Source organism: Pseudomonas sp. NPDC090592, assembly GCF_044769185.1.
In the GTDB taxonomy this organism is placed as follows: domain Bacteria; phylum Pseudomonadota; class Gammaproteobacteria; order Pseudomonadales; family Pseudomonadaceae; genus Aquipseudomonas.
The window spans coordinates 21610-34271 of record NZ_JBIVXJ010000023.1 but is presented as its reverse complement, the minus strand read 5'-3'; the positions used below and the strand labels follow the sequence as shown (position 1 = coordinate 34271).

11 protein-coding genes are annotated in these 12662 nt (G+C 62.9%); all 11 read right to left on the bottom strand.

Annotated features, from left to right (window positions below):
• Positions 1–52 precede the first annotated feature (52 nt).
• Positions 53–1303: an OprD family porin gene (locus ACIQUI_RS19800; protein ID WP_403201860.1), complete on the bottom strand. Its 1251-nt coding sequence runs from the start codon at positions 1301–1303 to the stop codon at positions 53–55.
• A 54-nt stretch (positions 1304–1357) separates the two neighbouring features.
• Complete coding sequence (locus ACIQUI_RS19795) at positions 1358–2557, bottom strand: benzoate/H(+) symporter BenE family transporter (protein WP_403201857.1); 1200 nt, start codon at positions 2555–2557, stop codon at positions 1358–1360.
• 56 nt (positions 2558–2613) lie between these two features.
• Complete coding sequence (locus ACIQUI_RS19790; RefSeq protein ID WP_403201855.1) at positions 2614–3942, bottom strand: MFS transporter; 1329 nt, start codon at positions 3940–3942, stop codon at positions 2614–2616.
• A gap of 57 nt (positions 3943–3999) precedes the next feature.
• Positions 4000–4761, bottom strand: a complete 762-nt coding sequence (locus ACIQUI_RS19785) for a 1,6-dihydroxycyclohexa-2,4-diene-1-carboxylate dehydrogenase (RefSeq protein ID WP_403201853.1) — start codon at positions 4759–4761, stop codon at positions 4000–4002.
• Positions 4762–4910: 149 nt separating this feature from the next.
• Entirely contained in the window at positions 4911–5921 is a 1011-nt protein-coding gene (benC, locus tag ACIQUI_RS19780) for a benzoate 1,2-dioxygenase electron transfer component BenC (protein ID WP_403201851.1), read from the bottom strand.
• A 72-nt stretch (positions 5922–5993) separates the two neighbouring features.
• Positions 5994–6479 carry a benzoate 1,2-dioxygenase small subunit gene (benB, locus tag ACIQUI_RS19775; protein WP_403201849.1) on the bottom strand — a complete coding sequence of 162 codons (486 nt, stop codon included), beginning with the start codon at positions 6477–6479 and terminating at the stop codon, positions 5994–5996.
• Complete coding sequence (benA, locus tag ACIQUI_RS19770) at positions 6476–7834, bottom strand: benzoate 1,2-dioxygenase large subunit (RefSeq protein ID WP_403201847.1); 1359 nt, start codon at positions 7832–7834, stop codon at positions 6476–6478. Before benA ends, benB begins: the two co-directional genes overlap by 4 nt.
• A 221-nt stretch (positions 7835–8055) precedes the next feature.
• Positions 8056–9012, bottom strand: a complete 957-nt coding sequence (locus ACIQUI_RS19765) for an AraC family transcriptional regulator (RefSeq protein WP_403201844.1) — start codon at positions 9010–9012, stop codon at positions 8056–8058.
• Between the two features lie 363 nt (positions 9013–9375).
• Positions 9376–10431 (bottom strand): GlxA family transcriptional regulator, encoded by a 1056-nt coding sequence (locus ACIQUI_RS19760; RefSeq protein WP_403201842.1) that lies wholly within the window; start codon positions 10429–10431, stop codon positions 9376–9378.
• A 140-nt stretch (positions 10432–10571) separates the two neighbouring features.
• Positions 10572–11600: a glycine betaine/L-proline ABC transporter substrate-binding protein ProX gene (gene proX, locus ACIQUI_RS19755; RefSeq protein ID WP_201204947.1), complete on the bottom strand. Its 1029-nt coding sequence runs from the start codon at positions 11598–11600 to the stop codon at positions 10572–10574.
• 70 nt (positions 11601–11670) lie between these two features.
• The gene (gene proW, locus ACIQUI_RS19750) at positions 11671–12624 is read right to left on the bottom strand and encodes a glycine betaine/L-proline ABC transporter permease ProW (protein WP_403201837.1); all 954 of its coding nucleotides are present in this window, start codon (positions 12622–12624) and stop codon (positions 11671–11673) included.
• Positions 12625–12662 lie beyond the last annotated feature (38 nt).

Genomic DNA, 12662 nt, shown 5'->3' with positions numbered 1-12662 from the left:
GTTTCCGGAAGCTACCTTCATACGGCCCTGATGTGCAATTGCCGTGCAGGCGTCAGAACAGCTGCCAGGTGTATACCAGCGTCAAACGGTTCTCGTCGATGTCGCTGCGGTAGTTGGACCTCGCCATCGCATTACGTACCCGAATCCCCAGCCCCTTCAGCACCCCGCTCTGCACGGCATAGCCAATGTCCAGGTCACGCTCGCGATCACGGCCTTCATAGCCCAGCCCGGTATCGACATTGTTACCGGTTATGTAGCGCACCGTCGCCGTCAGCCCTGGTACGCCCATGGCGGCAAAGTTGTAGTCGTAACGCACCTGGTACGAACGCTCGTCGGTGTAGGCGAACTCATAAGTCGGCACCTCGTTGCCCAGCGGCGAGATGTTGGCGAACACCCGAGGGAACGGGCTGTCGCCATAGATGCCCTGGTAGCCGACATGGAAGCTGTGCCCGCCATGGCGCGCAGTGAACATCGAGAAGAACGCCTGGTTGTCGATATTGCCCAACAGCGCATCGCCGTCCTCCCGGGCGGTGAAATACCCCAGGTTTGCGCTGAGCACCCAGTCACCCACTGGTTTGCTGTGCTTGAAGCCGACAAAGCCCTGCTCGTAGATATCCTCCAGCTGCCCATACCACAGGCTGACGCTGCTCTGGTTGGCATTGAACGCATAGTCCCCGCCCACGTAGTTGAAGGCATCGCTTTCAGCCTGACGCATCGGCACATGGCCGAGCATGGCGTTCATCTTGCCGTCGCCGCCTTCGTTGCGCAGGTGTGTACTTTTCAAATGCCCAGCCTGTACGGTCAGGCCGTCGATTTCCGACGAGCTCAGGCTCGTGCCCTGATAGGTCGGCGGCAGCAGGCGGATGTCGCTGAAGGTCAGCACCGGCAGGTTCGGTTGCAGCTCTCCGACGCGCAGTTCGGTCTTCGACAGGCGGGCCTTGAAGGTGGGCGCCAGGCGGCTGTACTCATCGGCAGCCCGGCCGTCGCCATGCACCGGCAGCAGGCCCGTATTGGCGCGGTCGGGGCTGCTGTCCAGCTTGATACCCAGCAGGCCCAGGGCATCGACACCAAAGCCGACCGTACCCGGTGTGTAGCCGCTCTTGAAGTCGAGGATGAAACCCTGGGCCCACTCCTCGGCCTTGGACTGCCTGTTGGCCCCGACAATGTCGGAGAAGTCGCGGCTGAAGTAATAGTTGCGGGCACTCAGGGTAGCCTTCGAATCCTCGAAGAAGCCACCTTCGGCGGCCAGTAAAGGTTGGCTGAGCAAGGTCAGCCCCAGGGCGACGCAAGGGGTGTGGTTCATTCCGAAGCTCTCTTGATCTTGTTTTTATGGGTAAAGCGTTGGCAACACGACAGCTCATGGGGTACGGCGCAGCACCTCCCGGGCACTTGGCTGGCGCTGCCTGAGCAGCGCATGGGCCAGCAGGCCGAACACCAGCCCCCAGAACGCCGCCGACAGGCCCAGGAAGGCCACCCCCGAAGCGGTGACCAGGAAGGTGAACAGGCCTGCATCACGCTCGGCCGGTTCAGCCAGGCTGCGCGCCAGGGCTTCGCTGATGGCGCCATACAGGGCCAGCCCGGCCAGGGCAGCGACAAGCGCGGCCGGAAACGCCGCGAACAGCGACATCAACGTGGCACCGGCAACCCCCAGCAGCAGGTACAGCGCGCTGCCAGCCACTGCCGCCACATAGCGCCGCCGTGGGTTTTCGTGGGCCTCAGGGCCCGTGCACAGGCTGGCGGTGACGGCCGCCAGGTTCAGCCCGTGGCAGCCAAACGGCGCCAAAACCGCACCGGCCAGGGCGCTGGCACTGATCAGCGGGCTCGCTGGCGTGGGGTAGCCAGCATTACGCAGCACCGCCATACCCGGCATGAATTGCCCGGTCAGCGCCACCAGCACCATCGGCAGCGCCAGGCTGAACACCGCCGACAGGCTGAACTGCGGGGTAACCCACTGCGGTGAAGCCAGTTCGAGCACCAGCGCCTCGCTGCGCAACGCACCGCTGGCGACGGTCACCAGCGTGCCCACGCACAGCACGGCCGCCACTGCATAGCGTGGCTGTAGCCGGCGCATCAGCACGTAGGTAACGAACATCGCCAGTACCAGCAGCGGCTGCACGGGCAGCGCGCGAAACACTTCAATACCGAAACTGAACAGGATGCCGGCCTGCATGCCGGCAGCGATGGACCCCGGCAAGCGCGCGATGATGCGGTCGAAGGCACCGCTGATGCCGATCATCAGCAGCACCAGATTGGCCACCAGGTAAGCCCCCACGGCCTGCTCCAGGCCGAGCTGCGGCAAGGCGCTGACCAGCAGCGCCGAACCTGGAATCGACCAGGCGATCACCACGGGCACCCGGTAGCGCAAGCTCAGCAGCGCGCCGAGCACGGCACTGCCCATGGACACGGCCCAGACCCAGGATGACAACTGCTGGTGGGACAAGCCGGCGGCCTCGGCCGCGTGGAAGATGATCACCAGCGGGCCGGCGTAAGAGATCATCGTGGCAATGCAGCCGGCGACGATGGCGGACAGCGAGCTGTCCTTGATCAGGGTTTTCATGGCACCTCTGGCAAGGCATCGGCCGGGCTGGGTGCCCGGCTCTGGTTGTTTTCGGGTCAGGCCTGCGCCGCCACGGCCTGGGCTTGCCGACGGCCGCTGGCCAGGTGCACCGCCATGGCCAGCGCAGCAATTGCGCCAGGTATGGCGAACGCGATGAAGTTGAGTTGCAGCGGCAGGTTGATGCCCATCAGCGCCCCGCCCAGCAAGGGGCCGACAATGGCGCCGTTGCGGCCGATACCCGAGGCCCAGCCAAGCCCGGTGGAGCGCACCGACAGCCCGTACAACTGGGCGGCGCCGGCATACAGCAGGATCTGCGTGCCGATGGTGGTAGCACCGGCGATGAAGATCAGCAGGTACAGTACCGGCATGGGGCTGTTGACTCCCAGCAGGCTGATCGACAACGCAGCAGCGATGAAGAACGCGACCTTGACCTTGACCAGGTTGTACCGGTCGCCCAACCAGCCGCCGAGAATAGCCCCGGCCATGCCGCCAAAGTTCAACGCCAGCAGGAAGGACAGGCTCGAACCCAGGCTGTAACCGGCATTGGCCATCAGTTTTGGCAGCCACGAGCTGAGCGCATACACCATCAGCAGGCAGCAGAAGAACGCCAGCCACAGCGCCAGGGTACGAATGGCCAGGCCATTGCGGAACAACGCCAGTACCGACGCCCCACTCGCTTTACGGTCCGCTGCCTGCAACACGTCGTCGGCCTGCACGTCGCAGTCCGGGTCCAGCCGCTTGAGCAGCGTGCGCGCTTCATCCGTACGCCCCTGGCGCACCAGGAAGCCGATGGATTCTGGCAGGTAGTAGAGAATCACCGGCAGCAGCAGCAGGGGTACAGCCGCGGCGAAGAACATCGACTCCCAGCCAAACCGTGGCAGCATGAAGATGCCAACCCCCGCCGACAGCATGCCGCCCAGTGAATAGCCACTGAACATGATCGCCACCAGCGTGCTGCGCAGGCGCTTGGGCGCATATTCGTTCATCAGCGCCACGGCGTTGGGCATCAGCCCGCCGCAGCCCAGGCCGGCGATGAAGCGGTAGATGCCGAACTCGCTGGGGCTGCTGGCAAAGCCATTGAGGATGGTCGCCCCCGAGAACAAGGCGAAACAGATGGCAATGCCCTTCTTGCGCCCGATACGGTCGGCCAGGCTGCCGAACGCCAGGGCACCGAACATCATGCCGAACAGCGCGTAGCTGCCCAGCGCACCGGCCTGCAACGGGGTCAGGCCCCACTCTTTCATGATCACCGGCAGGACAACGCCGTAGATGAACAGGTCGTAGCCGTCGAAGATCAACAGCAGGCCGCACCAGGCCATGACCATCCAGTGGAACGAGGTAAAGCGCGCATTGTCGATGATCGGGTGTACGTCAAGGGTTCGCATGGCATCTGTCGCTCTTGTTTTTGTTGTGAGTGAAAGCTGTTGCCTTGAGGTTGCTGCTCAGCCGAGGTCGCCGCCCCCTACCGGCAAGGTCACGCCAGTGATGTACGAGGCATCGTCCGAGGCAAGGAACAGAATCGCGCCCACCTGCTCATCGATGCTGCCGTAGCGATGCATCAGGCTGCTGTCGAGGGTCTGGTCGACGATCTGCTGGTACCAGTGTTTTTCCTGCTCGCTCTGCTCGGCACTGTTGCGCGGTACCCGGCGCGGTGGCGCTTCGGTGCCGCCGGGCGCGGTGGCGTTGACGCGGATGCCACGGCCAGCGGTTTCAAACGCCAGGCAAGCAGTCAGTGCATTGACTCCGCCCTTGGCCGCGCCATAAGGCACACGGTTGACGCCGCGGGTAGCGATGGACGATACGTTGACGATGGCGCCGCTACCGCGTTCGAGCATGTACGGCAGTGCTGCGTGACAGCACCACAGGGTGGGGAACAGCGAGCGGCGCACTTCGGCTTCGATCTGCTCCACTTCGTAGTGCTCGAAGGGTTTGGCCCAGATGGTGCCGCCGACGTTGTTGACCAGGATGTCGAGGCGGCCGAAGGTTTCCACGGCGCTGGCCATGACCCGGGTGCAGTCGGCGTGTTGTTCCAGGTCGGCGGTGAGGGTAAGCATGCCCTCGCCGGCCAGTTCGTGGACCAGTTCGGAGCGGTCTACCGCTACCACTTGCGCACCTTCGGCCTTCAGCCGCCAGCACACGCCCCGGCCGATGCCTTGTGCGGCACCGGTGACCAGGGCGACTTTGCCTTGGAATCTGTTGTTCATATCCATCTCTCCGGTTCGCCACAATTCCTGTGGGAGCGGGCATGCCCGCGAATGCGTCCGACCAGACACAGTTGTTGAACCTGCTGGCCTCTTCGCGGGCATGCCCGCTCCCACAGGGTCGGCGTAATGCTGGGAATAAAAGGAGGCTGTCAGGCCGCAGCCGCGAACTTCTCGTAGTAGAAGTTGGCCGGGGTAATGCCCTGTTCACGCACGTACTGGCTAACCGCCTCGACCATCGGCGGCGGCCCGCACAGGTACACGTCCACATCGCCGTCGTTGAGGTGGCGTGGCTCGATGTGCTGGGTCACGTAACCCTTCTGCGGGTACGCGCTATCCGGGTTGGCCACGCAGGCGCTGTAGGTGAAGTTGGGAATGCGCGCAGCCAGCGCTTGCAGGCGATCCAGTTCAACCAGGTCGAAATCGTTGGTCACGCCATAGATCAGGTGCAACGGGTGCTCGCTGCCCTGCTCGGCGATCTTTTCCAGCATCGCGGTGAACGGTGCCAGGCCGGTACCGCCAGCCAGCAGCAACAGCGGGCGCTGAATCGGCCGCAGGTAGAAGCTGCCCAGCGGCCCGGCCAGGCTCATGCTGTCCCCGGCCTTTGCCAGGTTGGTCAGGAAGCTGCTCATCAGCCCGCCCGGCACGTTACGGATCAGGAAGCTGACTTCGCCGTCCTTCTGCAACGAACTGAACGAATAGGCACGGCTCTGCTCGCTGCCCGGGACCTTCAGGTTGACGTACTGCCCCGGCAGGAAGGCCAGGCGGCTGAGGGCTTCGCCCTTGATCGACAGGGCAATGGTGCTGGCGGACAACTGGCGAACATCGCTGATGGCCGCCTCGAAGCTGGCCTGTTCGGTCTTGCACAGCTGCGACGACGCCGGAATGCGGATGACACAGTCGCTTTCGGCGCGCATCTGGCAGGTCAGTACGTAGCCTTCGGCAATTTCGTCTTCGTTCAGGGCGTCTTCGATGAAGTTGTCACCCAGGTCGTAACGCCCGGATTCGGCCTTGCACTTGCAGGTGCCGCAGGCGCCATCGCGGCAGTCCAGCGGGATGTTGATGCCTTGGCGATAGGCTGCGTCGGCCACGGTTTCATGGCCGCTGGCTTCAATGAAGCGGGTAACCCCGTCTTCGAAATTCAGTGCGATCTGGTAGCTCATGTTGCACCTCGCGGGCGAGCCGGCCCACGGCGCGTCGCAGGACGCACCGGGCAATGCTCGCAAAACCCTGGATCAGATGTGGTAGATGTCGATGACCTGGCGCACGTAGTCGTTCTTCAACACCACCTTCTTGGCCTTGATCAGCGGCTGCTCGCCGCGCAGGTCGAGGGTGTAGAAACTGGTGCCGAAGTAACTGTCGGTGGTCTTGTAGCGAAAGCTCAGCGTGTGCCAGTTGAAGCGCACCTGGCAGCTGCCCTCGCCCTGCTCGACGATCTCGATGTTGCTGATGTTGTGCGAGGTGCGGGTATCCGGCACGGTCGCACTGGAGCGCTCGGTCTTGATGCGGAATATGCGGTCTTCCAGGCCGCCACGGTTGCCGTACCAGATCAGCGAGATTTCGCTTTGTGGGTCTTCGGTGAGGGTGTCGTCATCGTCCCAGCTCGGCATCCAGAAGCTGGCGTCGCTGGCGTACAGCTCCAGCCACTGGTCCCACTGGGCATCGTCCAGGTAGCGCGCTTCGCGATAGAGAAAGTCGCGCACGGTTTCATACAGGCTCATTGCACGGCCTCCACAGGGATCAGTTGCTGTTCGTCCTTGAGGGCCTGGATCATGGTGTCCTGCCAATACTTGTGCTGCAGCACGAACAGGCCTTCGTCCTCGGTGCGCACGCCAGACAGCAGCGGCGCGAGCTCGATTTCGCTGGCGGCCTCATCGGCCCCTTCGACCCAGTGCTTCGCACCGCGGGACATGTCGTTCCAGCCGGTACCACCGCCGTAGCCGGTCTGGCACGAGCGGAACTCTTCCAGGTCGTCCGGGGTGGCCATGCCGCTGACGTTGAAGAAGTCTTCATACTGGCGGATGCGCTTGGCGCGGGCATCGGCGCTCTCGCCTTTGGGCGCGATGCAGTAGATGGTGATCTCGGTCTTGTTTACCGAAATCGGCCGGGCAACGCGGATCTGCGAGCTGAACTGGTCCATCAGGTACACGTTCGGGTACAGGCACAGGTTGCGCGAGTTCTCGATCATCCAGTCGGCACGGGCCTGGCCGAAGTCGGCCGCCAGCTGGTCACGGCGCTCGTAGGCCGGGCGGTCTTCGGGGTTGGCCCAGCGGGTCCACAGCAGCAGGTGGCCGTGGTCGAAGGAATAGAAGCCACCGCCCTGCTTGGCCCAGGACCCGGCGCTCATGGTCTTGATCTCGTCACCGGCCTCACGCTGTTTGCGCTGGTTCTGGGTGGCGGCGTAGTTCCAGTGCACGGAACTGACGTGGTAGCCATCGGCGCCGTTTTCGGCGGTGAGTTTCCAGTTGCCTTCGTAGATGTACGAGCTGGCACCGCGCAGTACTTCCAGGCCTTCTGGCGACTGGTCGACGATCATGTCGATGATCTTGGCCGACTCGCCCAGGTGCTCGACCAACGGCTTGACGTCGGCGTTCAGGCTGCCGAACAGGAAGCCACGGTACGACTCGAAGCGTGCGACTTTGGTCAGGTCGTGGGAGCCATCGCAGTTGAAGCTGTCGGGGTAGCCGGCGTTGCTTGGGTCTTTCACTTTCAGCAGCTTGCCGCTGTTGTTGAAGGTCCAGCCGTGGAACGGGCAGGTATAGCTTGAGCGGTTGCCGCGCTTGTGCCGGCACAGCATGGCGCCGCGGTGGCTGCAGGCGTTGAGGAAGGCATTGAGCTCACCGTCCTTGTTGCGCGCGATGAAAATCGGCTGGCGCCCCATGGTCAGGGTGAGGAAGTCGTTTTTCTCGGGGATCTGGCTTTCGTGAGCCAGGTAGATCCAGTTGCCCTCGAAGATGTGTTTCATCTCCAGGTCGAACAGGCGTGGGTCGGTGAACATCTCGCGCTTGCAGCGGTAGATGCCCTTTTCACGGTCGTCCTCGAGCATGGCATTGAGGTAGTCGAATCCCAGGGACATGGCCAGGGTCTCCATTGTTATTGTTCAGACCAGGTCAGGTTAGGGATTGGTATGGGGCGGGAATATCCGGTTTGTGCGGGGTGCTATCCGTTTTGTGCAGGTGGATGTGAAAGGTTCAAGGGCCTCTTCGCGGGCACGCCCGCTCCCACAGGTACTGTGTATCCCTCAAAGGTCAGGAATTGCTGTGGGAGCGGGCGCGCCCGCGAAGAGGCCGGTGTGGTTCAGCGCCGTTTGCGCAAGGTTTCTGACGGTAGTTCGCCAAACTGCTGCCGATACACCTCGGAGAACCGCCCCAGGTGCAGGAAGCCATAGTCCATGGCCAGCTCGGTCACGCTGCGTACCGAACAACTGGCATCGCTCAGGCAGGCATGCACCTGCTCCAGCTTGCGCTGGCGTACATAGTGCTTCGGCGTGGTCTGCAAGTGCCGGTCAAACAAGGCATACAACGAACGCAAGCTCATGCACGCCTGCTCTGCCAGTGCTTCGGCGGTGAGTTCAACTTTCAGGTTACGGTCGATGTGGTCGATAATCCGCTCAAGGCACGCACCCGGCGAGCCCAGGCTTTCGCGGCGGATATTGGTGCTCATCAGGGTCAGCAACTTGCTGGCTACAATCTGGCTGTAGTGCCCCTGCACGCGCGGCAGCGAATCGCTCACTTCCGCTTCGTGGCAAACCATGGCCAGCAGGTTCACGAACCCGTCCAGTTCATCCAGGCGGTAGTGGTTGCGCAAGAACCGCACGCCGCCTTCCGGCCGGTGCCAACGTTGCTCGTCGCAGATCGAATCCAGCAACCGGGTGGGCACCTTGAGGATGAATTTTTCGCAGTCTTCCGAGTACGTCAGGTCAACCGGGTCGTCCGGGTTGATCAGCAACAGCTCGCCGGGCACCAGGTGCTGCTCGCGCTTGTGCCCGCGCCACAGGCAGTTGCCGTTGAGCAGTACTTGCAGGTGGTAGATGGTTTCCAGCGCCGGCGAGGTAACGCGCACGCTGCCGCCATAGCTGATGCGGCACAGATCGAGTTCGGCGAATTTGCGATGGCTGAGGCTGGCCTGGGGGTGGGTGGTGCGGGACAGACCGATGCAATGCTGGCCTACGTGCTGGTTCACATAATCGGACACAGCATAAGGGTCGGCGTGGTGAAACACGCTACTGCGCTCGCTCAGCAGGCGGCTTTCCATAGGCAAGGCACTCGGTATCGTTATTGTTCTGGTCGCCGCTTCCTACGGCCTTGTGGGGCTGTGGTTGCGGTCGTCACGGTCATTTTATCGGGCCGGTTGCGGGTCGCGGGGGCAGGCGACAACCGGTGGATGGGCACACTACAGCAAAAAGGCGGGGGTTGGGCAATGCGGCGATGGGATTGGTTGGGCGGATAGCGGACATTCAAGTAGCGCGCATCGTTCGGTTATCGAACAGTGTTTACCTGAACCGACCCTTTCGCGGGCACGCCCGCTCCCACAGGTTTACCTTCGCCCTCAATACTGGTGCAAAACCCTGTGGGAGCGGGCATGCCCGCGAAGAGGCCAGCACAGGCAGCAAACAACTCAATGCACCGCCACATCCTGCCGCCCTGCCCACCCCTGGCTCCGCGCCCGGAACTGGCGTGGGGCGATGGCAAACAGCTCACGAAAGCGCCGGTAGAAATGCGGGAAGCTGACAAACCCGCTGGCCACCGCCACTTCGGTCAGCGACTTGCTGGTGTGCTGCAACAACTGCCGTGCATGGGTCAGGCGCAGCTCCAGGTAATACCGGGGCGGCGTGGCCTGCACATGACGGCGGAACAAGCGCTCCAGGTGCCGACGGGACAACCCCGCGTGCTCGGCGATTTCATCGATGCCGATCGGGTCTTCGATGTTGGCGTGCATCAGCTCCAGAGCCAGGCGCACGCCCTTGGGCAGGCTGGGGTCTATTTCCGGTGCGCTGGCCGGTGCATCGCTCATTACCCGCGAGCGGTCACAGGCCAGCATCTGCTCGACCGCCCGGCGCAGCGGCGCGCCGCCGCAGTGTTCAAGCAAGGCCAGCATCATGTCCAGCGCGCTGCTGGCACCGGCACAGCTCATGCGGCGGCGGTCCAGCACATGCGCCTGGCGGCTGATGCGCACCTTGGGGAACAGTTCGCTCATCATCGCCCGGCCATCGGGGTGGAAGGCGCAGTCGTAGTCGTTGAGCAAGCCGGCTTCGGCAAGGAAGTAGGCACCGTTCCACAAACCGCCCAGCTGGCTACCGTGCTGGTCCGCCTGGCGCAGCTTGGCGCGCAGTTGCGGCGCAGTCTCCAGACGTACCCGAAAGCCGCCACATACCAGCAGGCAGTCCAGCCCTTGAACATCAAGGTCGGTGAGTTGGGTATTGACCGGCAAGGCGATGCCAAGGTCGCTCATCACCTGCTCGCCCTCGCCTACCACCTGAATCTGGAACAACGGCGTGGCGCTCATCAGGTTGGCGGTGACCAGGCTGTCCATCGCGGCAGTGAAGGCCATCATCGAGAAATGTTCGCGCAGGACAAAGGCCACGCGTTGGCAGGGCATTGACAGTGTGGTGCGGATGGCGGGGTCCAGGTGGGCCAGGTTGGTGTTCTTGAGGATGCTTTCGAAGTGGCTCATGGCGTTAACTCAACAGCGGAAATCGCGTTGGCTGCTTCGCGGGCTTGCCCGCTCCCACAGGCATTGCACAGTTTTCAGAAGCTGTGGCGGGCCTGTGGGAGCGGGCGAGCCCGCGAAAAAGCCAACGCTGATGGATCAGGTTACTTGCCGGCCTGGGCCGCAGCATCACGCGAGGCTTGCAGCCACTGGTCAAACTGCTGACGGTGGGCGGCAACCCATTCCTTGGCATGGCGGGTGATGTCGGCAGGCTTCTTCTCGCCCTGCTGCATCTTCAGGTTCTGGTTGCTCTCGTCGTCAGTGCTGATCTGCACCAGCGACAGGAACTTCAGCGCTGCCGGGTTCTTCTCGGCAAAGTCCTTGTTCAGCACCGCTACCACCTTGTCGATGGCAAAGCCCAGGTTCTTGCCGTGGTACATGGTATCGACGTCGTTCTTGCCGTCTGGCAGGTCGGTCTTCGGCACTTCCAGCCAGACCACATCCTTGCCTTCGACCAGCACGCTGGCGATCCACTGCGGCACCCAGGTGAAGTAGAAAATCGGCTTGCCTTCCTTGTAGCGGGCGATGGTGTCGGCCATCAGCGCGAAGTACGAGCCCTGGTTGACGGTGATGCTCTTGTCCAGGTCGTAGGCCTTCATGTGGTGGGCGATGACCAGTTCGCAGCCCCAGCCCGGGTTGCAACCGGTCATGTCGGCCTTGCCATCGCCATCGGTGTCGAACAGTTTGGCGATTTCCGGCTTTTTCAGGTCGGTGATGTACTTGATGTTGTATTGGTCGGCGGTTTTCTTGTCGATCAGGTAGCCTTGCGCCACGCCCGGCAGGATGTTGCCGGTCTTGACCATCACATCGTCACCCCCGGCCTGCTGGTAGAACTGGTTGTGCAGTTTCTCCCACAGGTGCACGGTGAAGTCGGCATCGCCGTTGGCCAGCGCCACCATCATCACGCCGTACTCGGTCTCCTTCGGCTCCTGAACCTTGTAGCCCAGTTCGCGCAGCCCTTCCATGGCCACTTCGCCACGGAAGCGCTCTTCAGCGATGGACGGGAAGATCGGCGTTACCTTCACGCCATCACCGGGCTTTTCCGCCGAGGCGTGCGCGCCTAGCGCAGCGGCTACCAGGGTCAGCGCGGTGGCGCATTTGAGGATGCTGCGGGTGAACTTGGATTCGTGCATCGTCGCTTACCTTTTTCTGATTTTTATCTTCAAGTGCGGCAGATCGAACGTCTCAAAAGTCTTGCTGTGCTCAGGCGGTCTTGCGCCGCCCTTGCGGTTGTGCGGCACCACAAAGCCGCAGCACCACGCCCACGGGGCCGGTGTGGTACCAGCGCAGGCTCGGGTCGGCACTGGTGCGCGCGCCCATGGCCTGGGTCAGGCGGTCGAGGAAGATCGCCAGCAGCACCAGCCCTACACCACCGACCGTGGCCAGGCCCATGTCCAGGCGGCCGATGCCACGCAGCACCATCTGGCCCAGGCCGCCGACCGAAATCATCGAGGCGATCACCACCATCGACAGCGACAGCATCAGGGTCTGGTTGAGGCCGGCCATGATGGTCGAAGTGGCCAGCGGCAGTTGCACGCGGGTCAGCATCTGCCGTGGGGTGCAGCCAAAGGCGCGGGCGGCTTCGATCTTGTCTTCCGGCACCTGGCGGATGCCCAGGTTGGTGAGGCGCACCAGCGGCGGCAAGGCAAACACGATGGTCACCAGCACCCCGGGCACGTTGCCAATGCCGAACAACATCACCACTGGCACCAGGTAAACGAAGGCCGGCAGGGTCTGCATGGCATCGAGCAACGGGCGAATGATGCTTTCCAGGCGGTTGCTGCGGGCGCACAGAATGCCCAGTGGGATGCCGATGACCGCGCAGAAGAACACCGAGGTCAACACCAGCGCCAGGGTGGTCATCGACTCCGACCACACGCCGATCAGGCCAAGCAATGTAAGCGTGACGAAGCACAGCAACGCCATGCGCTTGCCTGCCAGCTGCCAACCCAGCAACGACGACAGGATGATGCCGATGGTGGGCGGAATGCTTTGCAGGGTGAACTCGATGCCGTTGAGTACCTGGTCGATCGGCCAGCGGATGGCGCGGAACACCTCGCGGAAGTTGTGCACCAGGAAGTTCAGTGTAGCGGTGACCCAGTCACCCAAGGGGATGGTGGCCGCCTGGAACGGGTCAAGAAGGCTGAATTCGGACATGAGGGCTTACCTCTTCTAGTAAACGCTACGGGCGCTTC